Annotated in this window: 24 protein-coding genes; 11 read left to right on the forward strand and 13 right to left on the reverse strand. The window is 64.4% G+C overall.

Annotated features, from left to right (window positions below; all coding sequences use genetic code 11):
• Positions 1-9: 9 nt before the first annotated feature.
• Genes CHX26_RS13825 through CHX26_RS13840 form a run of 4 tightly spaced genes read right to left on the reverse strand, consistent with a single transcriptional unit; the run spans position 10 to position 2,286 of the window.
• Entirely contained in the window at positions 10-429 is a 420-nt protein-coding gene (locus CHX26_RS13825) for a TIGR01244 family sulfur transferase (RefSeq protein WP_104942868.1), read from the reverse strand.
• Complete coding sequence (locus tag CHX26_RS13830) at positions 429-926, reverse strand: DUF6691 family protein (RefSeq protein WP_104942869.1); 498 nt, start codon at positions 924-926, stop codon at positions 429-431. Before CHX26_RS13830 ends, CHX26_RS13825 begins: the two co-directional genes overlap by 1 nt.
• Positions 923-1,372, reverse strand: coding sequence for a YeeE/YedE family protein (locus CHX26_RS13835; RefSeq protein ID WP_104942870.1), 450 nt, complete (start codon positions 1,370-1,372; stop codon positions 923-925). The genes CHX26_RS13830 and CHX26_RS13835 overlap by 4 nt, the downstream gene beginning before the upstream one ends.
• Complete coding sequence (locus tag CHX26_RS13840; protein WP_233997359.1) at positions 1,369-2,286, reverse strand: MBL fold metallo-hydrolase; 918 nt, start codon at positions 2,284-2,286, stop codon at positions 1,369-1,371. Before CHX26_RS13840 ends, CHX26_RS13835 begins: the two co-directional genes overlap by 4 nt.
• Positions 2,287-2,374: 88 nt before the next feature.
• Here CHX26_RS13840 and CHX26_RS13845 point away from each other — a divergent pair, with 88 nt between their 5' ends.
• Positions 2,375-3,025, forward strand: a complete 651-nt coding sequence (locus CHX26_RS13845; RefSeq protein ID WP_104943450.1) for a peroxiredoxin — start codon at positions 2,375-2,377, stop codon at positions 3,023-3,025.
• Positions 3,025-3,372: an ArsR/SmtB family transcription factor gene (locus tag CHX26_RS13850; RefSeq protein ID WP_104942872.1), complete on the forward strand. Its 348-nt coding sequence runs from the start codon at positions 3,025-3,027 to the stop codon at positions 3,370-3,372. The genes CHX26_RS13845 and CHX26_RS13850 overlap by 1 nt, the downstream gene beginning before the upstream one ends.
• Positions 3,373-3,472: 100 nt before the next feature.
• On the opposite strand, the gene CHX26_RS13855 is transcribed toward CHX26_RS13850, so the two are convergent.
• Positions 3,473-6,010, reverse strand: a complete 2,538-nt coding sequence (locus CHX26_RS13855; RefSeq protein ID WP_104942873.1) for a TonB-dependent receptor — start codon at positions 6,008-6,010, stop codon at positions 3,473-3,475.
• A gap of 458 nt (positions 6,011-6,468) precedes the next feature.
• On the opposite strand from CHX26_RS13855, the gene CHX26_RS13860 reads away from it, so the two are divergent.
• The 7 genes from CHX26_RS13860 to CHX26_RS13890 all read left to right on the forward strand — a co-directional run bounded on the left by CHX26_RS13860 (position 6,469) and on the right by CHX26_RS13890 (position 15,650).
• Complete coding sequence (locus CHX26_RS13860) at positions 6,469-7,140, forward strand: GntR family transcriptional regulator (protein ID WP_104942874.1); 672 nt, start codon at positions 6,469-6,471, stop codon at positions 7,138-7,140.
• Between the two features lie 118 nt (positions 7,141-7,258).
• A complete protein-coding gene (locus CHX26_RS13865) occupies positions 7,259-8,167 on the forward strand; it encodes a hydroxymethylglutaryl-CoA lyase (RefSeq protein WP_104942875.1) in 909 nt (302 codons plus the stop codon).
• Between the two features lie 15 nt (positions 8,168-8,182).
• Complete coding sequence (locus CHX26_RS13870) at positions 8,183-10,240, forward strand: hydantoinase/oxoprolinase family protein (protein ID WP_104942876.1); 2,058 nt, start codon at positions 8,183-8,185, stop codon at positions 10,238-10,240.
• A 4-nt stretch (positions 10,241-10,244) separates the two neighbouring features.
• On the forward strand, positions 10,245-12,134 hold the full coding sequence (locus CHX26_RS13875; RefSeq protein WP_104942877.1) for a hydantoinase B/oxoprolinase family protein: 1,890 nt from the start codon (positions 10,245-10,247) through the stop codon (positions 12,132-12,134).
• Positions 12,131-13,315 carry a CaiB/BaiF CoA transferase family protein gene (locus CHX26_RS13880; RefSeq protein ID WP_104942878.1) on the forward strand — a complete coding sequence of 395 codons (1,185 nt, stop codon included), beginning with the start codon at positions 12,131-12,133 and terminating at the stop codon, positions 13,313-13,315. The genes CHX26_RS13875 and CHX26_RS13880 overlap by 4 nt, the downstream gene beginning before the upstream one ends.
• Positions 13,315-13,950: an isochorismatase family protein gene (locus tag CHX26_RS13885; RefSeq protein WP_104942879.1), complete on the forward strand. Its 636-nt coding sequence runs from the start codon at positions 13,315-13,317 to the stop codon at positions 13,948-13,950. The genes CHX26_RS13880 and CHX26_RS13885 overlap by 1 nt, the downstream gene beginning before the upstream one ends.
• 95 nt (positions 13,951-14,045) lie before the next feature.
• Entirely contained in the window at positions 14,046-15,650 is a 1,605-nt protein-coding gene (locus tag CHX26_RS13890) for a c-type cytochrome (RefSeq protein ID WP_104942880.1), read from the forward strand.
• On the opposite strand, the gene CHX26_RS13895 is transcribed toward CHX26_RS13890, so the two are convergent.
• The 6 genes from CHX26_RS13895 to CHX26_RS13920 all read right to left on the reverse strand — a co-directional run bounded on the left by CHX26_RS13895 (position 15,647) and on the right by CHX26_RS13920 (position 21,218).
• Positions 15,647-16,636: a hypothetical protein gene (locus CHX26_RS13895; RefSeq protein WP_104942881.1), complete on the reverse strand. Its 990-nt coding sequence runs from the start codon at positions 16,634-16,636 to the stop codon at positions 15,647-15,649. The genes CHX26_RS13890 and CHX26_RS13895 overlap by 4 nt on opposite strands.
• Positions 16,633-17,724, reverse strand: coding sequence for a GNAT family N-acetyltransferase (locus tag CHX26_RS13900; protein ID WP_104942882.1), 1,092 nt, complete (start codon positions 17,722-17,724; stop codon positions 16,633-16,635). The genes CHX26_RS13895 and CHX26_RS13900 overlap by 4 nt, the downstream gene beginning before the upstream one ends.
• Positions 17,721-18,860: a hypothetical protein gene (locus CHX26_RS13905; protein WP_104942883.1), complete on the reverse strand. Its 1,140-nt coding sequence runs from the start codon at positions 18,858-18,860 to the stop codon at positions 17,721-17,723. The genes CHX26_RS13900 and CHX26_RS13905 overlap by 4 nt, the downstream gene beginning before the upstream one ends.
• Positions 18,857-19,729, reverse strand: a complete 873-nt coding sequence (locus tag CHX26_RS13910) for a HesA/MoeB/ThiF family protein (RefSeq protein WP_104942884.1) — start codon at positions 19,727-19,729, stop codon at positions 18,857-18,859. The genes CHX26_RS13905 and CHX26_RS13910 overlap by 4 nt, the downstream gene beginning before the upstream one ends.
• Positions 19,726-20,667 (reverse strand): hypothetical protein, encoded by a 942-nt coding sequence (locus CHX26_RS13915; protein WP_104943451.1) that lies wholly within the window; start codon positions 20,665-20,667, stop codon positions 19,726-19,728. The genes CHX26_RS13910 and CHX26_RS13915 overlap by 4 nt, the downstream gene beginning before the upstream one ends.
• An 89-nt stretch (positions 20,668-20,756) precedes the next feature.
• Positions 20,757-21,218, reverse strand: a complete 462-nt coding sequence (locus CHX26_RS13920; RefSeq protein WP_104942885.1) for a hypothetical protein — start codon at positions 21,216-21,218, stop codon at positions 20,757-20,759.
• 622 nt (positions 21,219-21,840) lie between these two features.
• On the opposite strand from CHX26_RS13920, the gene CHX26_RS15760 reads away from it, so the two are divergent.
• Both CHX26_RS15760 and CHX26_RS13935 read left to right on the forward strand, forming a co-directional pair.
• Positions 21,841-22,356 (forward strand): YbjN domain-containing protein, encoded by a 516-nt coding sequence (locus CHX26_RS15760; RefSeq protein WP_172449846.1) that lies wholly within the window; start codon positions 21,841-21,843, stop codon positions 22,354-22,356.
• Positions 22,357-22,401: 45 nt separating this feature from the next.
• Entirely contained in the window at positions 22,402-24,258 is a 1,857-nt protein-coding gene (locus CHX26_RS13935; protein WP_172449847.1) for a sensor histidine kinase, read from the forward strand.
• Here CHX26_RS13935 and CHX26_RS13940 read toward each other — a convergent pair.
• Entirely contained in the window at positions 24,255-24,887 is a 633-nt protein-coding gene (locus CHX26_RS13940) for a response regulator (protein WP_104942889.1), read from the reverse strand. The genes CHX26_RS13935 and CHX26_RS13940 overlap by 4 nt on opposite strands.
• Positions 24,884-25,465 (reverse strand): hypothetical protein, encoded by a 582-nt coding sequence (locus CHX26_RS13945; RefSeq protein ID WP_104942890.1) that lies wholly within the window; start codon positions 25,463-25,465, stop codon positions 24,884-24,886. Before CHX26_RS13945 ends, CHX26_RS13940 begins: the two co-directional genes overlap by 4 nt.
• Between the last annotated feature and the right edge of the window lie 39 nt (positions 25,466-25,504).

The raw sequence follows: 25,504 nt of genomic DNA on the forward strand, positions 1-25,504 counted from the left end.
CTAGCGCCGTCAGGCGGCGCTGTTCATTCGGTCGGCGAGGGCCGACAAGTCATATCCCGCCGCAGCCGCGCGGTTGAGGCGTTCGGGGACGCTCAGGCCGTGAACATTGGCGAGCGCGTCGAGTGTCGCGGCGCGGGTTCCGGTGCGGCAATAGGCCAGCACCTTGCCCTGCGTGCCGCGCCGGATCGCGCCGAAGGCGGCGACCGAGGCGGGCGGGAACAGGCCTCCGCTGACGGGGATGTGGTGGAACGCGAGCCCCGCCGCCTGCGCGGCTGCGCGCATGTCGTCAAGCATCGGCTGGCCCGGCTCCTCACCGTCCGGGCGGTTGCAAATCACGGCGACAAAGCCTTCTCCGGCCAGCGCGGCCAGTTCTTCGGGCTGCATTTGCGCGGCCACCGCAAGGGTATCGTCGATCACCTTGAGTTCCATCAGGCATTTCCTTCCATAAGCCGTACCAGCAGCATTCCGCCAAGCATGGCAGCCACGAAGATCGCCGCTGAGACAGGTTCAATCGCCAACGCCGCAAACCCGGGGCCTGGGCACAACCCGGCGATACCCCAGCCCATTCCGAACAGCGCCGATCCGCCGACCAGCCGAGGGTGAACGGGCCGGGGCCTGGGCACAACCCGCGATACCCCAGCCCATTCCGAACAGCGCCGATCCGCCGACCAGCCGAGGGTGATGTCGCTGCGGTCGGGCAACGAGAAACTTGTCGCAAACACCGGACGCTGCATCCGGCGCTGGATGAGCCATGCCGCCGCCATCACCAGCACCGCCCCGCCCATCACGAAGGCGAGCGTGGGATCCCAGGCGCCGAACAGGTCGAGAAAGCCCCGCACCCTCGACGGATCGGTCATCCCGCCGAGCGCCAGCCCCGCGCCGAAGATCGTGCCAGAGGCCAGCGAAACGATGAGATCGCGCGTCATTGCAGCACCTCGATGCCCAAAGCATTCATTGCCGCGACGGTGGCAAAACCGGTCGCCATGAAGGTCGCCGTGGCGACCAGAGAGCGCTGCGAGAAACGGCTCATGCCGCACACTCCATGCCCGCTGGTGCAGCCCGAACCGAGCCGCGTGCCAATGCCGACAATGACACCTGCAACAATCAGCGGCACTGGCCCTGCAAAGTTCGGCGCAGCCGCGCCCGTGAACCCCGCCACAATCAGCGCGCCCAATGGCAGACCGATGAGGAAGGCAAAGGCAGCCGAACGCGGGAGCGAGCCCGACCCGATCCCGAAGGCCCTCGCGGCAATGCCCGATACGCCCGCGATCCGCCCAGCTCCGATTAGCATCAGCGCCGCCGCGAGCCCGATCAGCACGCCGCCGATCAGGCCCGCCAGCGGGGCCGCATCAGGAAAGCCCGGCAGGATCATACCGCGTTAACCGGCAGTTTGAGGTATACAACCCCATTGTCATCCGGCGGCGGCATGTGGCCGGCGCGCATATTGACCTGCACGCTCGGCAGGATCAGCCGCGGCATGTCGAGCGTCGCATCACGCGCTTCTCGCATCTGCACGAACTCGTCCTCGGTAATGCCGTCATGCGCGTGGATATTGCCCTCGCGCTCAGCGGCAACGGTGGTCTCCCACACGTATTCTGTGCGGCCCTTGGGCAGATAGTCGTGGCACATGAACAGCCGCGTCTCGGGCGGGAGCGACAGAATGCGCCGCAGCGAGCGGAACAACTGGCGCGCATCGCCACCGGGGAAGTCGGCGCGCGCCGTGCCATAATCGGGCATGAACATGGTATCGCCCACGAATACCGCCTCGCCCACAACGTAGGCGATGCAAGCGGGCGTATGGCCGGGAACATGCATGACCGTCACCGGGAGGGTCCCGATGGTGAAGGTGTCACCATCCTTGAACAGGGCGTCGAACTGCGAGCCGTCGCGCTCAAACTCGGTGCCGGCGTTGAACAGCTTCCCGAACACGGCCTGAACCCTGGTGATGTCCGCACCAATAGCGATTTTCCCGCCGATCTTTTCCTGCAGGTAAGGCGCCGCCGAGAGGTGATCGGCATGGGCGTGGGTCTCGAGCAGCCAAGTCACTTTCAGATTTTGCGAAGTGACATAATCAATCACCGCGTCAGCAGATGCTGTTGACGTACGCCCCGACGCCGAATCGAAGTCTAGCACCGCATCAACCACGGCCGCCTCAAGCGTCGCAGGATCATGGACAACGTGGGTAACCGTAAAGGTTGCCGGGTCAAAGAAACTCGCAATTTCAGGCCGGAGTGCCGGATCCTGGCCGGCACGCAACACCTGCTCGGTCGCCAGTTGCAGAACAATATCACTCTGTGTCACGGGACATCTCCATTTATTTTCATAAATTGTGTATATGTATTGCAATCCTGAAGTCAAGTGCTATGAATGCGGCATGGATACAGCCATTGCCAATTCACCCCCGTGCTCCGGCCTCAGGATCGGGGACTTCGCGCCCGATTTCGAGGCGCGCAGCACGATCGGTCCGGTGCGCCTTTCAACCTTCCGCAAGCGCTGGTTGGTGTTGTTTTCGCATCCGGCGGATTTCACCCCGGTCTGCACCACCGAGTTCGTCGCCCTCGCCCGTGAGGCGGCGGCCTTCGAAGCGCGTGACTGCGCGCTGATGGCGCTGTCGGTGGACAGTCTGTTCTCGCATTTTGCCTGGCTCAGGATGATCCGCGACCGCTTCGGCGTCGAGGTTCGCTTTCCCATCGTCGAGGACCCCACACTCGTGATCGGCCGCGCCTTCGGCATGGTCTCAGCGCAGGACAGCGACAGCGCCACAGTGCGCACGACTTTCTTTATCGACCCCAAGGGCGTCATCCGGGCCATGAACTGCTACCCGGCAAATCTCGGGCGTTCAGTCCCCGAAATGCTTCGCATCCTCGACGGACTTCAGGCCATCGACGCGCATGGCGCGCTGGCGCCAGCCAATTGGCATCCCGGCGAGCCGCTGCTCAACCCGCCGATCCATAATCTGGATGAAGTCTTCGATGCCGAGGACGCCACCAGCTGGTTCCTGCGCGAACACGAGAGGCAGGATTGATGGCCGACGATACACTCATCGAGGCGCTCAAGGCCCTCGCGCACCCGCTGCGCTGGCGCATCTTGACGACACTATCGGGGGGCGAACGCAATGTCGGGGAGTTGGAACAGGCGACGGGGATCAGCCAGCCGGGCCTGTCGCAACAGCTCGGCGTGCTGCGCAAGGCGGGGCTGGTGGACACCCGCAAGGACGCCAAACTGGTGTTCTATTCGCTCGCACAGAAGGAAGTTGCGAGGGTTTCCACCGCGCTGGTTGATCTCGCACCGGGATCTGCCATGCCCACCAGCGAAGCTCCCATCCAGCGCACGGCCGCTCCCGGGGTCGCCAATTTCGCTCGGCTGACCTGATCAGGATCGCCGAAAACGCAATGAAAGAGGCGCGCGGGGCAAAGGGACCCCCGCGCGCCTCAATTCTGTTCCCTTGTGCGACGCCCGAAGGGCTCGGGAATCAGAACTTGTAACCGAGCTCGATGCCGAACCGCTGGAGCCCACCGGGCGAGATGAACGAACCGCCGAACTCGACCGCAGTAATGACCTCGTTGAGGTACTTCTCGTTGAACAGGTTCTCGGCATAGGCGATCACCGACCAGCGATCACTCTCGAACCCGATACGCATATCGACAATCCCGAAGGCATCGCGCTGCGTCACCGAGTAGTCCGCGTCGCCCACGAAGGCCGGCAGGGCCAGCGCCGATCCGGGCAGCAGTCCGCTGAAAAGGGTCGGGTTGGGATCGTCCTGCAAGGTGTGGAACCACGTCGGGCCGGTAATGCGGTAATCGGCACGGGTGACGAAATCGATGGTGTCATTGATCGGCAGATCGATCTGCGTGCCGAGGTTGATGGTGTAATCGGCGGTGTGCGGCGACTTGTTGCCAACTGTCACCGGGCGCGACGCATTGGCCTTGATTTCGCTTTCGGTCACGTTGGCCGAACCGAACACGGTCCAGCCTTCAAGTATCTTCGCGGTCAGGTTGAGTTCGGCACCGTAGAGCTCAACCTCGTCAATGTTCGAAACCACGCGGAGCAGGCCGAAGCCGCCGACGAAGAATTCGAAAAACTGCATATCCTCGACATTGGTGTAGTAAGTGGCAAGGTCGAAAGTGATCGCGCCATCGACAAGACTACCCTTGATCCCCGCTTCGAAGGCATTTGAGACTTCCTTGCGGTACTGGTCTTCGATCAACACGTTGGTCCCAATGAACTGGTTGAACGACTGATCGACGATCGCGGCGGAGCCCTGGTTGTTGAACCCACCCGATTTGAAACCGATACCCCAGTTGCCGTAAAGGTTGATGTCGGGCGTCAACTCATACCGCAGCGACAGCTTGGGCTGGAATTGCCGGAAGGTTTGTGACTGCGGGCCAAGCGGCTGCACCGCGCCGTTCACGACCTGCTGGCCGGGATTGATCGGGCCACCGGTGAAAGGATCGAATACCGCCGGCACGAGGCTGCGCACGCGCCGATCCTCGATGTCATAACGACCGGCAAAACCGACATGGAAGCGGTCGGTCAGATCCGCGTCGATCGAGGCAAAGACAGCGTAGACATCGGTCTTGAAGGCATCGTTGTAGAGCTGTGTGGTCGGATTGTCACTGTCCGGCGCATTGTAGAGGCGGCGGATAACGCCGCGCCCAAGGTCTGCACCAAGACTCACGCCTACCTCACGGTCGATATGGAGGTAATAGGCCCCGACCTGCCAATTGACGTCGCCATCACCGTTAGAAGCAAGACGGATTTCAGCGCTGATGTCGCTCTGGCTGCGGGTCTGGTACTGCGTACCGTCACAGGTCGTCGGGCTAAAGCCGCCAAAAGTTGACCCCGTAGCCGGATCGAAAATGAACGGAATGGGCGTCTGACCGATAAAGGTCGGTGCGTTGAGCGGGAAGCCAGTCAGCTGCGCGGTACTGGCAAAGCAGGCATTGGAGGCAGCCACAGAAGCCGGCGTCGCTCCAGGAAAGGTGAAGCGCGCAAAATCGGCTGAAGTGCCATCGGCAGTCAGCGACTGGTCGACATCGCTGTAAAGCGCCCAGGCGGTCAGCGTCATGCTTTCGAACTGGTGCTCGATCTTGGCAGAGGCCTCGAAGGTGGTCTGGTCATTGGTGGGGCGGATGTTCGAATAGAAGCCGAACGGGTGCGTATTCACATCCTCGAAAAAGGCCGGATCCACGCCCGCGAAGTTGGGCAGATGGAAGCTCGTGTTGTAGTTGATCGAGGCGCCGGTCAGATCGGCGTATCGTGCCTTTAGATCGAGCTCCGTATTGGGGCCAAGATCAGCTACAAAGCGCGCGTCGACGCCCCAGACCTCCTGATCATCGATAGTCTTCGAGTTGCCGAGAAAGCGGTTGCGGAAGAAGCCGTCGGTGGTCGAGTAGTTGCCCGAGACGACAAGCCCCGCATTGTCACCGATCGGGGTCGAGATGTAGCCGTTGGCGAGATAGGTATTGTCCCGTGCCGCACGCACCAGCATCCCGCCCTCAAGCCGATTGCCGGGCTTCAGCGTCTGGAGCACAATCGCCCCTGCCGCCGCGTTGCGACCATAGAGGGCGCCCTGCGGGCCTTTCAGGATTTCGACCTGCCGCAGCGTCCCCTGGTTCTGGTTAAGCTGCGCCGTGTTGGTCTTGAGGATGCCGTCCACCACCAACGCAACCGAGCTTTCCGCGTCGCGCGCGCCGTTGATGCCGCGGATGTTGATCTGCGTGTCGCCCGCCTCGGCAGTACCGGTGACGATGGTAACGCCAGGCGTCAGCTGAATGAAATCATCCGCACGCTGGACACCCGTCTTGGCGAGGGTCTCGGCACCGAACACGGTGACGGCAGCCGGGACATCCTGCAGGCTTTCTGACTGACGGCGAGCAGTGACGACGATACCGCCCGGCTGCTCCTCTTCGGCAACCGGATCACTGGGCGCATCCTGCGCCAGGGCGGGGGAAGAAAAAGCAATGGCGCCAAGAGCCGCGCCAGAGGCAAGAACCAAACGGATATTCATGGAACGGCTCTCCTGAAAGGGATCGAGAGGATACTAAACCGGATAGGATGAGGGCTTCGGCGTCAGCGGCGAAGCGATGAAAACCGAGGCAGTCAGTGACAGGCAGTTCGGTGCAGTAGGATTGGAATAAGTGATTTCTGCCCGCGCGCTTGCGCGATGCCACAAGGAGCGACGTCCACGCAGGCGCATTCCACGCGGTGCGGCCTGCGCCTCCAACTCATCGATCGTGATTGCCTCGGCGGCCTCACTGCGTCGCACGGCAAACTCCCCTGTTGCCTTTGCAGGCTGCGTTATTGTATACAAATAGCGTCCGTCAAGTGCTTTCCCTAAAAGTGTGAGGATGGCACAACGAGGTGTGTTTTTGGTGCCGCAGGACTTCCCGTCAGTGGGTCACTGCCATAGATTGAGAGAGGCATGATGAAACCCCTCCCCCGCTTCACCCCGAAAGCCCGTTGCCGATGAGCCGCGCTTCGGAACAGGCCTATGCCAAGATTCGCGCCCACCTCTTGAGCGGGGCAGTAAAGCCCAGCGAACAGCTCACCGAAGATCAACTGTCCCAGATCACTGGGGTCAGTCGCACCCCTGTGCGCGAAGCTGTGAGACGGCTGGAGGATGAATTGCTTCTGGTGCGGTCGGACACCAAGCGGTTGTTCGTGGCCGACTGGAGCCGCGACGATATCGAAGAAATGTTCGCGCTCAGGCAGATGCTCGAATGTCACGCCGCAGAGCGAGCAGCGCTTCGACTTTCTCGAGAGCAACTCGCCAATCTTGAGGTCATCAATCAGGAGTTGAAAGGTGCGACAGATCAACAGCAGCCCGATGTAGCGCGCTTCCTTGATGCCAACCGCGCTTTCCATGAGGTGATCATCGATGCGGCCCACTCGCCCCGGCTGGGCCAACTATTGGCCAAGCTGGTCGAAGCTCCGGTGGTGCTGCGGACGGCCCGAAACTATTCACCTGAAGATTTGCGGCAGTCAGCGCGTGATCATGACGAACTGATTGCTGCATTCGAAGCCCGAGATGCCGAATGGGCGCGTGCCGTAATGGGCAGTCACCTGCGCCGCGCATTCCACACCTTTGCCAAGGCCGTCGGTCCAAACGGACATGAACTGAACGATGGCGGGTCGTAAAAACGCGTCACCTCCCAGGTTGTTCCCACCTGACTTGACGCCGGAACGATGATTGCAATTGTATACAAACTAGGTAATTGGTGAGCCACGCTCTCGCAGCAGGAACAGGCGATTCACCATGTCCCCCGAAACGATAGAACTCGTCGAGGTCGGCCCACGCGACGGGCTCCAGAACGAGCCGGACATCATCGCCACCGAGACGAAGCTGGCGCTGATTCACCGGATGATCGAATATGGCGCGCGGCGGCTGGAGGTGGCGAGCTTCGTCCATCCGCAGCGCGTGCCGCAGATGGCCGACGCCGAAGCCGTGATCGCCGGCCTGCCTGACAATCCCGACTGCACCTATGTCGGGCTCGTGCTCAACAAACGCGGCGTGTTGCGTGCGCTGGCGACGCGCGAAGGGGGCAAAAGGGGCGTCGATCAGGTCGGCTGCGTCGTGGTCGCCAGCGACACATTCGGGCAGAAGAACCAGGGCCAGACCATCGAACAGGGCATCGCCGAAACTCGCGAAATGCTGCGTTTTGCCCGGGAACAAGGGCTGCGCGCGCAAGTCACCATCTCCGCCGCCTTCGGCTGTCCCTTCGAGGGCGCGGTGAAGCACGACACCGTCCTCGCCATCGCCGAGGAACTCGCCGCCGAAGCCCCTGAGGAAATCGCGCTCGCTGACACCATCGGCGTCGGCACGCCGTGGGAAGCGGGGGAATTGTTCGGCAAGCTGGGCGAATTGCTCGCAGGGCGGATCCCCATGCGCGCCCACTTTCACAACACCCGCGGCACCGGCATTGCCAATGCCTGGGAGGCGTACAAGGCGGGCGTGCGGGTGTTCGACGCCTCATTGGGCGGCCTCGGCGGCTGTCCCTTTGCCCCGCGGGCGACCGGGAACATTGCGACGGAAGACCTCATTTACATGATGAAGCGTTCCGGGGTGAACAACGGCATCGATCTCGACGCGGCGATTGCCGCCAACAAGTGGTTTGCAGGCGTGCTGGGGCGGGAACTCCCCTCGGCAGTCGCCCGCGCGGCATAAGCAAGAGGAAACGGCATGACGTACAGGCTGGGTGTGGATGTGGGCGGGACTTTTACCGACCTGCTGCTGTTCGACGAGGCGAGCGGGGCCTTCTGGCGGCACAAGACCCCCTCGACCCCGCATGATTCCTCGGAAGGCATCCTCAACGGGGTAAAGGCGATCATGGCGACGGCCGGGATCACAGCCGAGGACATCACCTACTTCCTCCACGGGACGACCGTGGCGACCAACGCAGTGCTGGAAGGCAAGGGCGCGAAGGTCGGTCTGGTGACGACGCAGGGCTATCGCGACATCATGCAGATCGCGCGCTCCTATGTGCCCGGCGGGCTGGCAGCGTGGATCGTGTGGCCCAAGCCGCAGCCTTTGGCGCGGCTTGAGCATACCGTCGAAGTGCCGGGGCGCATGGATGCACAAGGCCGCGAAGTCGCCCCGCTTGATGAAGACGCGGTGCGCGCCGCATTGCGCAAGCTCAAGGGCGAGCGTGTAGAGGCGCTGACCGTCAGCCTGATGAACGCCTACCTCAACGGCGCGCACGAAGCCCGCATTGGAGCAATCGCTGCCGAGGAACTGCCCGGCATCCCGGTCTCGCTCTCCCACGAAGTCCTGCCCGAAATGCAGGAGTATGAGCGCACCCTCTCGACCGTCGCCAATGCCGCGGTGCGGCCGGTGGTGTCGAAATATGTCTCGAACCTTCGCACCAAGCTGGAGGCCGAGGGGCTCAAGGGCCGCCTCTCGCTGCTGCGTTCCGATGGCGGCCTTATGAGCAGCCAGAAGGCCGAAGAGCACCCCGTCAACATCCTCATGTCCGGCCCCGCCGGCGGGGTGACGGGCGCGTTGTGGGTGGCGAAGAATGCGGGCTTTGAAAACATCCTGACGCTCGATGTCGGCGGCACCTCGACCGACGTGGCGCTGATCCAGGGGCTTGAGCCGCGCCGCCAACGCACGACCGAGGTCGGCCATCTGTCGGTCCGCGCCTCGGCATTGGATGTGAAGACCGTGGGCGCAGGCGGTGGCTCTATCGCCCACGTGCCGCAACTCACCGGCGCGCTGCGCGTCGGGCCGGAGAGCGCGGGCGCGGTGCCCGGCCCGGTCGCCTACAACAAGGGCGGCACGCTGCCGACCGTGACCGACGCCAACGTGGTGCTCGGCTACCTCCCCGAAGACCTCCTCGGCGGCAGCTTCAAGCTCGACCGCGAGGGCGCCAAGGCGGCGGTCCAGACCATCGCCGATGCGCTGGGCGTGACGCTGATGGAGGCCGCGCGCGGGATCATCGACATCGTCAACGAGAACATGTTCGGCGCGTTGCGGATGATCTCGGTGCAGCAAGGCTACGACCCGCGCGAGTTTGCGCTGATGGGCTTCGGCGGGGCGGGTCCGCTGCATGTCAATGCGGTGGCGCGGCTGATGGGCAGCTGGCCGGCGATCTCGCCCGTCTCGCCCGGCGTGCTCTGCGCCTTGGGCGATGCCACCACCCGGATGCGCACGGAAACCGCGCGCAGCTTCTCGCGCCTCGCCAAGGACACCACCATCGCCGATCTCGTCGCGGTGCTGGACGAAATGGCCGCCCAAACCCGCAGCGAATTGCTGGCCGATGGCATCCCCGAAGACCAGATCACATCCCTGTTCGAAATCGACGTGCGCTATGCCGGGCAGGCCTTCGAGGTGCCGCTGACGATCACGCAGGACATTCTCCAGACAGACGGCATCGAAGGCATCCTCGCCCGTTTCGACGAGGAGCACCTGCGGCTGTTCACCTTCAACATGGATACTCCGCATGAAATCGTGAACCTGCGCGCCGTGGCGCAGGGGCAGGCCCCTGCCCTCCCCGCCGCGCAGCTCCCCAAGGGCGATGGCAACCCCGCCGCCGCCAAGATCCGCGACCACGTGATGTGGATCGGCGGCGAGGAGCGGCCTGCCGTGATCTACGACCGCGCCCGCTTGCGTCAGGGCGACGTCATCGAAGGCCCGGCGATCATCACCGAGATGGATTCGACCACGCTGGTCGAACATGATTGCCGCGCCACGGTCGACGCAGTCGGCAACATTCTGATTACTCTCAAGGCGGAGGGCTAAGACCATGCCGGCTCGCATCATCGAACCCAACACCACTCCTTTTGCCAAGGTCGCAATCGACCCGGTGACGCTCGACATCATCGAGAACGCGCTGAGGAACGCCCGCATCGAAATGGACGCGACCCTCGTGCGCACCGCCATGAGCCCCGGCATCCGCGAACAGGGCGATGCCTTCCCGCTGATCTCCGATCCCGCCGGCAAAATGATCGTCGGCCAGTTCGGCAGCTTCATCGACGGCTTCCTGCAAAGCTATGACGGCACGATCGAGGACGGGGACATGATCTTCCTGTCCGATCCCTATTCCTGCGGCGGCGCGATCAGCCACTCGAACGACTGGCTGGTGCTGCTCCCGGTGTTCAAGGACGGGCGGTTGCTCGCCTACACTGCGATGTTCGGCCACCAGAGCGACATCGGCGGGAGCGTGCCGGGTTCGATGCCGATCGGCGCGTCCTCGATCTTCGAGGAAGGCGTGCGCATCCCCCCCGTCAAGATCTGGAAGCGCGGCGAATATAACGAAGACCTGATGAAGCTGGTGATGCACCAGACCCGCAAGCCCGACTGGTGTCAGGCGGACCTCAACGCCCTGATCGCCTCGTGCCGCGTCGCCGCGCGCCGCGTGATCGAGATGGCCGACCGCTTCGGCGACGATGTCTATGTCTCGGCCACGCAGGAGCTGCTCGCGCGCAACCACCGCGCGATGAAGGCGCTGCTGGCGATGGCGGTGGCCGAGGAACCGGTGAGCTTCGAGGATTACATCTGCGACGACGGCAAGGGCTACGGCCCCTACAAGATCCGCTGCACCATGTGGCGCGAGGGTGACCGCGTGATCCTCGATTTCGAGGGCACGGACCCGCAATCGGCCGCCTCGATCAACTTTTTCCTCAATGAAAACATGTTCAAGATGTTCTTCGGCATCTACATGATCATGGTCTTCGATCCGCAGATCCTGTTCAATGACGGGTTCTACGATCTGATCGAGGTGCGCATTCCCGAAGGCTCGCTGCTGAAGCCGCACTTCCCCGCCGCGCTTTCGGGCCGCACCCATGCGCTGGGCCGGATCTTCGACATTCTCGGCGGGCTGCTCGGGCAGAAGACGCCGGAATTCCTCAACGCCGCAGGCTTCTCCTCCTCCCCGCACCTGTTCTATTCGGGCTGGGACGCGCGCGAGGATGGGACGCGCGACTGGTTCCAGCTGTTCCAGATCGGCTTTGGCGGGATTCCGGGCCGTCCCCTCGGTGACGGGCCGGACGGGCATTCGCTGTGGCCGGGCTTCACCAATGTCCCCAACGAGTTCCTCGAACGCTACTTCCCGCTGCGCATCGAGCGTTACTCGACCGCGCCCGACAGCGGCGGGGCGGGGCTGCATCGCGGCGGCAACGGCATCCACATGACCTACCGCTTCCTCGCCGACGGCGAGATCGCGATCCATGACGACCGCTGGTTCGTGCCGCCCTGGGGCGTGAATGGCGGCCATCCGGGCGCGCGGGCGAGGAAGGTGCTGGAGCGGGCCGACGGCACCTCCGAAATCGTCGGCAACAAGGTCGAGAGCGTCGCGGTGAAGGCGGGTGATCTGCTGCACTTCATCACCTGGGGCGGCGGCGGCTGGGGTGACCCGCTGGCGCGCGATCCGGAACTGGTCGGCCTCGAAATCCGTCAGGGCCTCGTTACCCCCGAAGGCGCGCGCGCCTATGGCGTCGTGGCGGATGGCGAAGGCGTGGTGGACACCGCCGCAACTGCCGCCCTGCGCGCCGACATGTCGGCCAACAGGGGCGATCTGCCGCTGTTCGACTATGGCCCCGGCATCGAAGCCCTGCGCGCCAATTGCGAGGCCGAAACCGGCCTCCCTGCCCCGATCCAGCCGGTGTGGACCACCTTGCGGGAGGCAGCGGAATGAGCGGCGCCCTGCAAGGGATCAAGGTCGTCGAAATGGGCCAACTCCTCGCCGGCCCCTTCTGCGGCCAGCTGCTCGGCGACATGGGCGCGGATGTGGTGAAGATCGAGCCGCCGGGCGCGGGCGATCCGATGCGCAACTGGGGTCAGGGCGACGAGAAGGTGCAGTGGGAAGTGATCGCGCGCAACAAGCGTTCGGTCACCTGCAATCTGCGCGTGCCGGAAGGTCAGGCGCTCGCCAAGCGGCTGATTGCCGAGGCCGATGTGCTGATCGAGAACTTCAAACCCGGCACACTGGAACGCTGGGGCCTCAGCCCTGCCGAACTCCACGCCATCAACCCTGGCCTCATCATCGCCCGCATGTCGGGTTATGGGCAGGACGGGCCGTACAGCGACCGGGCCGGTTTCGGCGGGATCGGGGAGGCGATGGGCGGCTGGCGCTATATCGTCGGTGAGCCGGACCGTCCGCCCTCCCGCATGGGCATCTCGATCGGCGACACCCTGTGCGCGACCTATGGCTGCATGGGCGTGCTCGCCGCGCTCCATCACCGCGAGAAGACCGGCGAGGGGCAGGTAGTGGACTCTGCGCTTTACGAAGCGGTGTTGCAGGTGATGGAGGGCTTGGTCCCCGAATATGACCGCAACGGGGTGATCCGCGAACGCACCGGAGCAATCCTGAAGGGCATCGCGCCGTCGAACGTCTACACCTGCAAGGACGGCGTTTACATGATCGGCGGCAATGGCGATGCGATCTTCGCGCGGCTGTGCCAGGCGATGGGCCGCCCCGAACTTGCCAGCGACGAGCGTTATGCCACTCATATCGCCCGCGGGACCCATCAGGACGAGCTGGACGTGCTGGTCAATGCATGGACCAGCACGCTGACGGTGGACGAGGTCGATGCGCTGATGACCGAATATTCGATCCCCGCAGGCCGGGTCTACCGCGCGCCCGAAATGCTCGCCGATCCGCATTTTCAGGCGCGTGAGGCGATCATCGAGGTCGAGACGCAGGCGCGCGGCAAGATCAAGATGCAGAACGCCTTTCCCAAGCTCTCCAAGACCCCCAGCACCATCCGCCGCCCTGCCCCCGCTAAGCCGGGGCAGGACAATGCCGAGGTGTTTGCCGAGCGACTCGGTATGGGGACTGATGAACTTGCCCGACTGGCCGAGGCAGGAATCATCTGATGAGCGACCCTTCGGCATCGGACAATTACGCCGGGGTCTATGAAGGGCGACTCCAGCCCGGCAGCCGCCCGGCACTGGTGATTGTCGATGTGGTGATGGCGTACCTCACCGAAGACTCGGCGCTGTTCATGGACACCGCCGCCGCCGCGCGAGACAGCAATGTGCGCCTCGCAGCAGCGGCCCGCGCAGCAGGCGTGCCGGTGGTGTTCACCAATGTCCAGTACAAGCCCGACGGGTCGGACGGCGGGGTGTTCTACCGCAAGGCCCCGGTGCTCAAGGCCTTCATCGAAGGTTCGCCGCTCGGCGCTTTCCCGCCCGAACTCACCCCGCAGCCGGGCGACAAAGTGTTCACCAAGCAATACCCCAGCGCCTTCTTTGGCACGGGTCTGGCCGAGACGCTCCATGCCGAGGGCATCGATACGGTTCTGATCACCGGCTATTCGACCAGCGGCTGCGTCCGCGCCAGCGCGCTCGACGCGATGCAATATGGCTTTATCCCGCTCGTCGTGCGCGAGGCCTGCGCTGATCGTCACCCCGCCCCGCACGATGCAAACCTGTTCGACCTTCAGGCCAAATATGCTGAGGTCATCTTCGAAACAGACGCGCTGGCGGTAATCGGTCGTTCCAGCGCCTGACCGGGGCAGATCCCGGCCGCCTGCGAGGCGCTTGACGCTGGGCTTGCGGCTGCGGCACAAGCGGCCCCTGCTATCCTTCAGGGAGCGTGCCGGGAATGCCAGCAAAAGCTTTCGGCCTGAGCGCAGCGGGGGTGCTTGCCGCGCTGGCCGGTTTTGCGTGGCTGGCGGCCGATCATGATACCCCTTCCCTCTCCCAGCCAAAACTCGGTGAGGATGCTGATGCGGCCATGCGGGGGGCAGCAGTTTTTGCCGGGGGCGCGTTCGGCGGCATATCTCTGACCGCACTCGAAACAAACGCCGTGCCGTTCAAGCTGGTGGCCGCGGCGCTTGTGCTGGAGGAACAGGCCCGCGACCCTGCCACCCCAGCCGACCTTGCGACCTTGCGTCGTGTGATGCAGCGGTTCGGCTTTCTGTACCCAATCGAGGTCGATGGTCTGCCTGACGGGGTACGTCTGACATTGGCGGAAAAGCCGCTTGGCATGACCCATGGCATGATCGCGCCGATTGGCGGAGCGCAGGTGGAGATCGCCAATCTCGGCTGTGCTGCGTGCCATGGCGGGGTCGCCTACGCCTCGGACGGAACCCCTGAGCCGCAGCGCGCAGTGCTGGGCATGCCCAACACCTCACTCGATCTCGAAAGCTACACTCAGGCGGTGTTCGTGGCGCTGCGCCGCCATGCCGACAGCCCGGCGCTGCTGGAAATGGCCGAGCGATTGTTCCCCGAAATGGGGTGGCGGGAACGTGTCTCGCTGCGCTGGATCGTGCTGCCGCTGGCGCGCGATCGGCTTGACAGGCTGGCGGGAAAAGATCGTGCTCTGCCTTTTCCCAATGGCCTGCCCGGCGCAACCAATGGCGTTGCGGCACTCAAGCTGCAGAGCGGTACACCGTTTCTCGGCGGAGGCATGGAAGATCGCGGCTTTGTCTCGATTCCCGACCTTGCGCTGCGCCATCGCCGCAGCCGTCTGCTGGCCGATGGTGCCTACGCCACCCCGTCGGGCACAGCAAACCTGCGCGAGCTGGCGGCGATCACCAGCTTCTTCACCGTGCCGAGCATGGGGGTAAAGCCCGAAGAAGCCCGCCGACATATCCCTGATGCCGAAGCGATTTTTGCGTGGCTTGCCGATTACCGCCCACAGGCCTTTCCAGGCCCTGTCGATTTGGGCGATGCCGAACGCGGGGCCGCGATCTATGCTGCTGGCTGTGCCGCATGCCATGGGCGGGTCGACTGGAATGGGGGAGCGCCCCGGCTATTATCCTACCCTGACTGGATCGGCGATGTCGGCACTGACCCGCTGCGCGCCGCCGCGATTGACGAACCGCTCGCTGCAGCGATCCGCGGTTCGGCCTATGGCAAGGCGATCATCGTCAGGCCGGGCGATGGCTATGCCGCACCGCCGCTGGCGGGGGTCTGGTCTTCGGCACCCTACCTTCACAATGGTTCAGTGCCGAGCCTTGCTGCGCTGCTTGATCCGCGCCTGCGCCCGGCGCGCTTCATGGTCGGTGGCCACGCGCTGGACTGGGAGAGCATGGGCCTGCTCCTGACGCCAGAGGGCACCTATCCCGAAGGCTATCTGCCCTTCGCCATGCCGCAATGGGTAGACACCAGCCAGCCCGGACTGAGCAATAGCGGGCACCGCTATGGCAGCGAACTGACCTTGCAGGAGCGGCGGGCGCTGATTGAATTCCTTAAGCTGCTTTAGCTTACGAGCACTTCGGACAGCGGCAGACGAGCGCGAAGGAAGGGCGCGCCGTCGCGGCGACCGATGCGCAGGGCGCTGACGAGGCGGCGCTCGGGGCCAATCCCGTGCGCCTTGCACAAGGCCATCGCCGCCTCCTGATCGTCAGCGAGCGCAGCAAGAACATTGCCTCCCAGCCCGCCCGCATCGACTTCCAGCCACAAGCGGTGGAAGGCGCGGCCACTGTCAAACGGGTCTTCGTCAGCAGGCCGGTGGAACAGCACCACGGCGGCGGCCTTGGCAAAGCCCTTGGCCTCGGAAAGCAGAGCAGGCGCAAGGCCCAGCGCGGCGAGCGGGCGGAACAGCGGCCCAAGTACCGCGCCAGCCCCGGCCGCCTCGATCCCTGACAGCTGCATGGCGGCGGCATTAAGCCCGTCACGCGCCCAATCGGGATGGCGCCGGTTCAGCCGCATCCAGTGGCGCAGTTCAGCGCGGAAGCCATGCCCACGCATGATACCGAAGCTGGCGCGGTCATAGAGCGCGGCGGCTTGCGCGATCTGCGCGGGGTCAGCGATGATCACCCGGTCCTCTCCCGCCAGCGCCTGCGCCGCCGTGTGGTCCTGCGGCGTGGGCGGCAGGAAGCCACCGCGCCACGAAGCCCGCGTCTCCAGCACCGCCAGCAGCGGGTCGGGCGTGGCCCCGTCCGCGAAAGTGAGGCGAGCAACAGGTCGCAGCCCTTCCGCCTCCGCTCCTGAAAGTCGCTCGATCCGCGTCGCCAGCCCCGCGCCCGAGGCGGCAATCGCCACCCCTTCGGCCGCCGCGCCAAGGCTGATGGCGGCATCATGGCCGCGGGGATCGCCCACCGTCAGCCGCCGCGTGGTGTCCTCCAGCAGCACCAGCGCCCCATGCTCACTAACGCCCTCGATCCGCCAGCGCGCCGGCTGGACGTTGTGGACGCTGGGCGAGGCAATGGCGGCAGCGACGAAGGCGCGCAGGTCATCGGCGGTCATGCAAGCACCTTCCGGAACAAGTGCAGCTTGTGAAGCCACCGGCCATTCATTTTCTCGACCTGCCTGAGGCTCGCCGGGTTCTCGTCGGCAATCCATGTCCCGCCGACCGTGTCATACCCCGCCGCGCGCACCCGGGCGAGCGTTTCGGCCAGCATCGCGCTCATGATCCCCTGCCCGTGTGCCGCGCGCGCGACCGAGTAGAAGATGATCACCGCGCGCTTGCGGTTCATGCGGTAACGCAGGAAGTGCCACGGGGTCGCCAGGCCGATCCGCGACCGGGTCGCCTTCAGGAAACCGTTGAGGTCGGGGATGGCGATGATCACCCCCACCGGCTCCCCATCGCGCTTCACCACCGAGGACAGGCGCGGGTCGAGGATCGTGCTAAGCTCGCCGGCCTGAAACTGGAACTCCTCCGCGGTCAGGGGGACGAACATCGGATTGTCGTGGAAGCCATCGTTCAGCAGCAGGCGGGCTTCCTCCATGCGCTGTGGGAAGGTCGATTTGCGGATCGGGGCGAAGGTGAAATGCGCAGGGTCCAGCGGGGCGGATGCGGGGGTCGCCTTGGCGAGGTCGATCTCGAAGGTGGTCATCGGAAAGAACCGGGCGAAGCCGCTGGCCTCCAGCATATCGGGAAGCCACGGCGCGCCCACGATCATGTCGGTATAGGCGGTCTGATCGAAGCCCCCGGTCATCACCCCGCATTGCTGCATGGCGGTAAGATTGAAGTTGCCGACCAGTTCGTCCATCCCCTGATCGCGGGCAAAGCCCTCGGCAGCGTCCAGCAGCATTCGCCCAGCCTCGGGATCGTTGGCGCAATCGAAGAAGCCGAACTGCGCACGGCTCCAGCCCCAGCGTTCGTTCGACTGGCGGTGCAGGTGGGCGATGATCCGCCCCACCGGCGCGTCGCCACGATGGGCTGTCCAGAAGCGGAAAGGATTGCCTGCCCGCCACAGCGGGTTCTTGGCCGGATCGAGCATCCGCTCAATATCGCCCCGCATCGGTGAAACATAACCGATTGCGGGCGAATAGGCGTGGAAGGGCGCTTCGAAGAAGGCTTGGCGGTCGCCTTCGCGCAAGGTCAGGGTCATGGCGCACGCTCCAGCAGCCGAGCGACGATGGTAAGCTCCTGCGTCAGTCGCGCTTCATCGAGCGCCCCGCCCGAAACGGCAAGGAAGCGCGGCGCGGGCGCAGGGGCGAGGCGCAGCAGGTGGCTGGCCCCGTAACGGGCGAGCAGCTCGCGCGCGGCGTCGGTCAGCGTCTCGTTCGCGGGATCGCGGGCAGCGGTTACTACCGGGCGGGCTGCAAGCGCGACGACCAGATCGTCCGGCAGATCGGCCAGTGCCTCGGCGGTGACGGGCACGGCATGGGCGAGCAGCGGATGCGCGGCGAGGATCGCGGCTTCGTCAGGCGCAGCGCGGGCAATCGGGAGCAGCAGGCCCTCGCCGCGCGCCGGGGCAGCGGCAAAGCGTTCTGCCAGCAACACCAGCGCTGCCGCCGCACTCGCCGTGGCGGCTATGGCCGAGGCGAGCGCTGCGGGCGCCGCCGCTAGCTGCACCGCAAGCGCCGTCAGCCCGCCCGCACCTGCGACCAGCGCAAGGTCGCCCAGCAGCCGCAGCGGGCGGCTCGCTGTGCCGGCAAGCCGCGAACAGGCAAGCACGAACACCAGCGCCGCGAACGGCCCCCCTCGGAAGGGCAGATCGGGGAAGGCGAAGGCGAAATCGGTCGCCAGCAGCGGGAGTGCCAGCGCGAAGGCGAGCGCGAGCATATCGCCTGCGCGCCGTTCGGCCAGCGACACGGAGCCGCGCTGGCGCAGCAGGTGGAGCAGGATCGCCACCACCACCGCCGCCTGAAACAGCGCGAGCGCGATCAGGGCCGGGCCTGTCCACACCAGCCCGAACGTCACCGCCAGCAGCGAAAAGCCCCCCGCCCCGAACAACGCCAGCAGCTTGAGCCAGCGCGGCGCGTGGCGGCGCACCAGTTCCTCGGCAAGGCGCAGTGTGACGAGCGGCAGCCACGCCGCCACCACCATGATTGCCGCCACGATCAGCGGCGAGGGCAGCGCCAGTCCCGCCAGCCGCAGGGCCAGCAACAGCCCGATCAGCGTCAGCAGCCGCGCGAGATAGCCCGCCACGCCGCCCCCGCGCGCCGCTTCGGCCACGCCTGCGCGCGCGACCAACGCCGCAAGCAGGCCGATCATTGTCAGCAGCGCTCCGATGGCGGTCATGCCAGCAGTCTTGCCATGAAGCGCCGCACCAGCGCGCGCTTGGCAAAGGCCAGCGGCGCGGCCAGCGGACGCTCGACACGCTGGGCGTGCGGGTTGAAGAAATAGCCGCGATAGTCGGTGCCGCCGGGCCTGCGCAGGATCACCCGGATCGCCTCCTCGGCCATCATCGTGCCGGCCATTGTCACCATCGTCGAGAAACTGAAGCGTGACCGCTTGCCCGCCGCAACTTCAGCAGCGACGTCCAGATCGACATGCTTATGACTGGAGGAATGGACGAGCACATATTCGATCTCGCGCATCAGACATTCGACGCCCATTTCCTTGGTGATCGCCTGCCAGGGCACGCCCAGCGTCGGGTAGCCGAGCCGCTCCTCCAGCCGGGGGTCGTGCGGGCGCACCACCGTCACGGAAGGCAGGGGTGAGGCATAGGCATCGATCAGCGTGCGCCCATGCGTGCGGCACTGGCGATAATATTCCGCGCCCGCTGCGGCATCATCGGTGCCGTTGATCGCCACAGCGACGCGCGGGAGAATGTCTGGCAGGCGCTCAGTCCATTCCGCGCCCAGCACCTCGATAGTGACGTCAGGATTGATCTCGCGTGCCAGCCGGGCGGCGGCCTCTGCCTTCAGTTCGCCGATGGTGTCGGCGCGGGCGAACAGCTGGCGGTTGAGGTTCGACACCTCAAACATGTCGATATCGGCGATCACGAAGCGGCCGACACCGGCCCGCACCAGCGCCATGAAAGCGGCGCCGCCCATCCCGCCCACGCCGGGGATGAAGACGCAGGCCTCGCGCAACTGGGTCTGTTCGCCCTCAGTCACGAAGCCGCGATTGCGAGTGGTCATCTCGGGATAGCTGAACGCGGTCATGCAATCGGCCTCAGGCGATTATACGGACGAGAAGAATCGAGCCACTGGACCAGCGGTGCCATCACCGCGCCAGTCAGCAGCATCAGAGCCTGTACCGCGAGCTGCGGCAGGGCCGAGCGCGGGACGCTGCGGGACAGAAACCGCTGTCCGGCGGCAAGGTCGATCTTGCCAACCTGCAGCACATCATCGCCGCGCGCATAATCCAGCTCGCGCGCGCAAAAGGCGTTGTAGTCATCATGCCGGTGCTTGGCCGCCACTTCGAAGCTCTTCTTCAGATTATCCGATCCGCCGGTGTAAGCATCAATGATGATCTGCCGTTCGGGATCATAGCCAGCATCCTCCCCCACCCCGAACGCGTGGCGATGCCGACGCATGATCTGATGCGCAAGGTGGCGATGGGTAAAGGATTGCGGGGTGGCACCTTGCGCAGGAAAAACCTCGCTGAAGGTCTCGGCCACCATGCCGACCACGGCTGGAACCTGCGTTACGCTGCTCACCCATAAAGGCCTCAAGCCCTGTCGCAGGAACAGCGCAAAACAGGTAAGCCCATAGAGAATCCAGGACAGCCCGCCGCTGCGTTCTGCCGGATCGACCATCACAAGGCCAAGATGCAGCACCGCCTCTTCGCGTCCGCCGCGAACAACTGCCAGCTGCGGCATGGCGTTGAACGCCACAGGCCTGTCGTCAGCGATCCGGGTGACGAGGGTGATCACACTATGGTTCCAGGCCGCGCCATCAGCAGCAAACAGACCATAATCGAGACTTTGCCCGGCAAGACATGAACGGACTACCGTTTCGCAATCCTGCTTGAGCGCGGCAAGAACAGCGGGCGCAAGGCAGGCACCTGGCCGTTCGATGATCCACACGCGATATTCGCGTGACGCCTTAAAGGAGAGCGATAGCGTCTCGCCGCCCAGCGCCTTCAGAATAGCGATCAAGCGCACCCCCGTGTTACCACAGGGCAAGGAAATACCCGGAAAAGGTCAACAATCAACTGCACGCTGTGACCAGCGTCGGCAAAGCCGCGCTAGAGGTCGTCGAGCACGTCAGTCCACGGCCCGCTGGGGAACTGGCCCGCGCAGACCCTGACCCGGCCAGCCAGTTCGTCGAGCGGATCGGATGCCTTGGATTTTGCCCATCCGCGCAACTGGGCCATCAATTCGGCGCGGCCCGGAGGGGTGGGGTCGAGACGCAGGATGTTCTTGATCGCAAGCCCCATCAAACCGCCCAAAGCAGTCTGCAACTCCGGTCGGCGTTCGCCCAGAGCAAGGATATCGGACGCACAATCACGCGCATCGTCGCGCTCCGTTATGCTTGCGCCGGTGCGATAGACAAAAGCGGGGGTGAACCCGAACTTGGCGTCACAGCCCGATACCAGCGTGGCAAACGGCGGTGCGGTTACGCCATCGGGATCGATGCCATCCTCGTAACGATAAGGCCCCCGCGGCACGGCGGTCTGGCCGGTCTCCTTGGTCCAGAGAGTCCGCATGTCCCTGTCCCTTGCAAAGTACAAGTCTCCCTTAGGGCCAAGCGCACGATCGGATACGGCGCGCGCACGACGGTCCCACTCAGATTTGCTTATCGTACGAAAATTGCTGAACTTCTCGAAGGGGAAGACTGGTGGCTCTGATGCATGCCGATCCCAGCCCGCCTCGAGTTCAAGGCTGCGGTAAACGAAATAACACACAGCCGGTGTCGGCTTGAGCGGTACGCACGGAGCAGCGACGGTCGCCTTGTCAGGACTGTCGTGCCACAGCTGAACGCAAGGCTGCTCGACTTGCGGCGCGACAGTGCTGGCGGCCAGCGCAGCAATGAACAGCGACATCGGTTTCCCCCTCCCGCATCATCACAATTCCTGATGGGATTAGCCGGTCAATTTTCCTCTGCCCATCCCCTGTTCAAGTGAGAGCATTGCCGTGTCGGAGATGGTATTGCGGCGGCGCTGCAGAAACAGGAGACCTCCGGCCATGGACTTGAATTCGGCCTCGCATGACTTGTCTTCGAACCTTCCCCCGGTAACATGGGAAGCAGAGGGCGCACGCTGGCAAAGCGTCGCTTGCCAACGGGGCAGGCTGCCCATGGCCCGGGCTGTCAATGGGGGAATTATGCACATGAAGCATTTAAAGACTGCCGCACTCTCCTTCCTGGGTCTGCTCATCGCCAGCCCGGCAATGGCCAACGACCGCGGGGAAATGGTCACCGCCAGCAACCCTGCGGGGATCGTGGTGGCCATGCTCAATGCAGGGCACAATCCCGAACTGACGACCGACAGGGTGGGCGATCCTCTGATCATTTCCAGAGGGCCCGGCGCGAACCTTGTCGTCTATTTCTTCGGTTGCGATGCGACCACGCATGACAGGTGCCAGTCAATCCGCCTGCAGGTCGGTTATGACCGTGCCAAGCCGTGGAGCGCGCAGGAGGCGATGAAGCTCAGCGATGAATTTCCATTCCTTGCCGTTCGTCTCGATCAGGAAGGTGATCCATACGTACACTGGGATCTGGTTCTGGGTGATGGGATCCCGGTTCCGACCTTCGTCAAGAACCTTCGTGCCTTCGAGGAGTCGGTGACGCTGGCGGCTGACCTTGTCTATGCCGAGGAAAAGGCGGAACAGGCCAAGGGCCAGTAACGACGCACTTGGGCTCCCCCGACGATGCCGCAGGCTTCTGCCCGAATGTCCGGTTCCGCTCGTGCCAGCAGACGGCGGCTTTCGCCAGCGGGACTGTTCGGCCTGATTGCCGTCGTGCTGGCACTGCCGGTGGCAATGATGCTGCTGATGGCGAGCGGGACAGGAACTGCAACAGAGCGGTTGTGGCCTGACCCTCGGCTGCTTTCCTGCCTCCTGACGGGGTCGTTTGCGGCGCTGCTTTCAGCTTGGCTGTTCGCCTTGCAGCCGCGTGAGGTCGCCGTCAGACTGTTCGCAGCCAGCGGCCTTGCGACTTACGGTTTCTGCCTTGGGGCAGCCGTGTTTCTGTTGCCGGTCGATCTGTCGCCGGAAACGCTTGCTCAGGCGGGGATGCTCAACGTCTTTGCGGCGAGCGGCTTTGGCTTGGCCATGATTGCCCTCTTTGCGCTCTACCCTCGCCCGCTTCGGAGCAGCCGATGGATCATCGGCACGAGCGTCATCATCTTTCCGATCTGGACCCTCATGGGGTGGTTCGGCCCTTTCGAACCCTTCGTCGAAATCCACCGCATCACCCTTGTCGAAATGGCGGTTATCCTGCTGCTGGCGGGCGTGCAGGTGCGCGCCGCCCGGCACGACCCGGTCGACCGGGCCATAGCATTGTGGCTGGGTGCCAGCGTGATCATCGGCGCGGGCGGCTTCATCGCGCTGGTTGCTTTGCCTTCCGCGCTGCTGAAAGCGCCATTTATCGCGCATGAATACGGTTTTGGGTTGTTCAGCATTATCTATGCCGCGCTGACGGTGGCCTTGTTGCGGTACCGGGTTTTCGGCCTGGGTCGCTGGGCTTTCCAGCTGTTGTTTCTGGCCGCAGCGGTGCTGAGCGTGCTGCTCATCGATGGCGTCATGATCGTGTGGCTCGCGCTCGATCCGGCAAGGGCGACGGGAATCACCCTGCTTCTGATCGCGCTCACCTATCTGCCAGCGAGAAACTACCTTTGGGTCAAGCTGGTCGGAAGGCGGCAGAAGGACGAGGCGGAGCTGTTCCGGGCGGTGGCTGACGTGGCGCTGGCACCCACGGCAACAGAGCGGATCGAAGCATGGCGGCAGCTGCTGACGCAGACATTTGCACCGCTGTCCATCATGCCGGCCCCAATCGAGGTCGGGGATGTTGTCATCGATGAAGAGGGGCGTTCGCTGCTCGTGCCGGGATCGGATGGGCTCCCCAGGCTGGCGATGCGCGACCCCCACGCAGGCCGTTCGCTGTTCAGCCCCACCGATGCTCGCATGGTGAGCGAGATGCTGGCGCTGATCACCTATCTCAGCGAGGCTCGCGGTGCCTATGATCGCGGGGTAGCGTCAGAGCGCGCCAGGATCGCGCAGGACATTCATGACAATATCGGCGCACAGCTCCTCACTGCCCTGCATGCCTCGGGGGGCGAACGCAAAAACGAGCTTATCCGAGAAACAATCGGCGATCTGCGCGACGTGATCCGTAACGCCGATGCCGAGGAGCAGAGCCTCGCCACGCTGCTTGCCGACCTGAGGATCGAGACCGCCGACAGGGTAGAACTAGCCGGGCTCACGCTGACTTGGGAGAGTGCAGATTTCCCCGCAATCCAGCCCCGGCGCGACACGCTGCGGGCGCTGCGTTCCTTCGTACGCGAGGCGGTGAGCAATACCCTGCGCCATGCCGAAGCCAGCCACATTGCCATCGTCGTGACCGCCCGGGGGAAACAGCTTTCGCTTGAGATCATCGATGATGGCAAGGGGTTCGACGCGGCCATTGCCCGCGCGGGTCATGGGCTGGGCAATATGCGCGGGCGGATCGAAGGACTGGGTGGCAGCTTCGCCCTCGTCAGCGGTTCGGATGGCACCAGCATAAGCGCGCGTCTGCCGCTTACGCCCTAAAGCCCAAGCTTTGTGGCATGCCAAGCCGCCTCGGCACGGGACGAAATCCCGAGCTTGGCATAGACCGCCTTGATGTGGGCAGCGACCGTGTTGGTGCCGATCCCGAGCAGTCCTGCGACTTCGTGGTTGCGCAACCCCTTGCCGATATGGCCCAGCACTTCGCGCTCACGCGGTGTGAGCTCGGCTTCCTCGGTCACCGGGCCGGTGTTGCGGAAATGAGTCATGATCCGCCGCGCGATGGCAGGAGAGAGTGCGGGCACCCCATCGAGCATCTGCCTGATCTGGCGTACCAGCAGCGCGCTGGTCTGATCCTTCAACAGATAGCCATCCGCACCTGCGGCCAGCGCCGCTACCACCGTCGTGTCATTTCCGAGGATCGTCGCCACGCAAGCGAGGGTCTGCGGGCTTTTTGCCTTGATCGCGCGCAGAACTTCCAGCCCCGAACCATCAGGCAAGCCGAGATCAACCAGCGCCAGATCGAAGGATTCATGCTGCGCAAGCAAGTCGAGCGCGGTGCGCATGTCGGGGGCGGTCAAGATCCGTGCGTCCGGCGCAGCTTCCAGCACCACACCCGTCAGCCAGGCGCGCATGTCGGCATGGTCTTCGAGGATGAGGACGCGCAGGCTCATGGCGTGCCGGTGTCCTGACCGTCGACCTCCTGCTCTTCATCGGCGATCACGGGCTTGCCGTCGGCGACCGAGCGAAACTTGCCATCGCCCCAGATCAGGGCCTCAACGCAGGGCAGCGCCCCCGCGCCATCGCAGGCGGTGCCATGGACGAGCTGCACCCACACCGGAACATGGCCCATCACCACCACCCGTCCTGCAAAACCGCCAGTGGTGTGTTCGTCCCAGCCGCCTTCGGCGTTCGAGACGAAAATCCGCACCGGCGCGCCGCCCGTCCCCGACCACAGCACCGCCGACCCATCACACCCGACCTTGCTCTGATCGAGCACCGGGTCAATCCGTCCATCGCCGTTGAAGTCGACGCTGGCGATCACTTCCTGCGGATCATAGGTGAGCGGCAAGTCCATCTCGCTCCGGCATTCCATCGCCAGAGCCGCAAGACGGGCATTGACGGCAGCCTCGCCCGGGCCTTCCCAGCGATCATGCTCCTGCGCCTTTGTCGGCGCAACACCAGCCGCCAACAGGAAGGCGCCAGCAAGCAGATGAAGCGGGCCGGCAATTCTGGCAGGGCTGGCGGACATGGCTGACTTCCTCAAGTGATTGCTTGCATAAAAGCATCA

The organism is Porphyrobacter sp. HT-58-2 (assembly GCF_002952215.1).
Taxonomy (GTDB): domain Bacteria; phylum Pseudomonadota; class Alphaproteobacteria; order Sphingomonadales; family Sphingomonadaceae; genus Erythrobacter.

Bases quoted from the DNA above. Each gene is read 5' to 3' on its own strand.
- CHX26_RS13945 (WP_104942890.1), bottom strand. From the start codon at position 25,465: ATGTCCGCCAGCCCTGCCAGAATTGCCGGCCCGCTTCATCTGCTTGCT.
- CHX26_RS13835 (WP_104942870.1), bottom strand. From the start codon at position 1,372: ATGATCCTGCCGGGCTTTCCTGATGCGGCCCCGCTGGCGGGCCTGATC.
- CHX26_RS13870 (WP_104942876.1), top strand. From the start codon at position 8,183: ATGACGTACAGGCTGGGTGTGGATGTGGGCGGGACTTTTACCGACCTG.
- CHX26_RS15760 (WP_172449846.1), top strand. From the start codon at position 21,841: ATGAAGCATTTAAAGACTGCCGCACTCTCCTTCCTGGGTCTGCTCATC.
- CHX26_RS13935 (WP_172449847.1), top strand. From the start codon at position 22,402: ATGTCCGGTTCCGCTCGTGCCAGCAGACGGCGGCTTTCGCCAGCGGGA.
- CHX26_RS13860 (WP_104942874.1), top strand. From the start codon at position 6,469: ATGAGCCGCGCTTCGGAACAGGCCTATGCCAAGATTCGCGCCCACCTC.
- CHX26_RS13865 (WP_104942875.1), top strand. From the start codon at position 7,259: ATGTCCCCCGAAACGATAGAACTCGTCGAGGTCGGCCCACGCGACGGG.
- CHX26_RS13855 (WP_104942873.1), bottom strand. From the start codon at position 6,010: ATGAATATCCGTTTGGTTCTTGCCTCTGGCGCGGCTCTTGGCGCCATT.
- CHX26_RS13875 (WP_104942877.1), top strand. From the start codon at position 10,245: ATGCCGGCTCGCATCATCGAACCCAACACCACTCCTTTTGCCAAGGTC.
- CHX26_RS13880 (WP_104942878.1), top strand. From the start codon at position 12,131: ATGAGCGGCGCCCTGCAAGGGATCAAGGTCGTCGAAATGGGCCAACTC.
- CHX26_RS13910 (WP_104942884.1), bottom strand. From the start codon at position 19,729: ATGACCGCGTTCAGCTATCCCGAGATGACCACTCGCAATCGCGGCTTC.
- CHX26_RS13900 (WP_104942882.1), bottom strand. From the start codon at position 17,724: ATGACCCTGACCTTGCGCGAAGGCGACCGCCAAGCCTTCTTCGAAGCG.
- CHX26_RS13825 (WP_104942868.1), bottom strand. From the start codon at position 429: ATGGAACTCAAGGTGATCGACGATACCCTTGCGGTGGCCGCGCAAATG.
- CHX26_RS13890 (WP_104942880.1), top strand. From the start codon at position 14,046: ATGCCAGCAAAAGCTTTCGGCCTGAGCGCAGCGGGGGTGCTTGCCGCG.
- CHX26_RS13920 (WP_104942885.1), bottom strand. From the start codon at position 21,218: ATGCGGACTCTCTGGACCAAGGAGACCGGCCAGACCGCCGTGCCGCGG.
- CHX26_RS13940 (WP_104942889.1), bottom strand. From the start codon at position 24,887: ATGAGCCTGCGCGTCCTCATCCTCGAAGACCATGCCGACATGCGCGCC.
- CHX26_RS13850 (WP_104942872.1), top strand. From the start codon at position 3,025: ATGGCCGACGATACACTCATCGAGGCGCTCAAGGCCCTCGCGCACCCG.
- CHX26_RS13885 (WP_104942879.1), top strand. From the start codon at position 13,315: ATGAGCGACCCTTCGGCATCGGACAATTACGCCGGGGTCTATGAAGGG.
- CHX26_RS13830 (WP_104942869.1), bottom strand. From the start codon at position 926: ATGACGCGCGATCTCATCGTTTCGCTGGCCTCTGGCACGATCTTCGGC.
- CHX26_RS13895 (WP_104942881.1), bottom strand. From the start codon at position 16,636: ATGACCGCCGATGACCTGCGCGCCTTCGTCGCTGCCGCCATTGCCTCG.
- CHX26_RS13905 (WP_104942883.1), bottom strand. From the start codon at position 18,860: ATGACCGCCATCGGAGCGCTGCTGACAATGATCGGCCTGCTTGCGGCG.
- CHX26_RS13845 (WP_104943450.1), top strand. From the start codon at position 2,375: ATGGATACAGCCATTGCCAATTCACCCCCGTGCTCCGGCCTCAGGATC.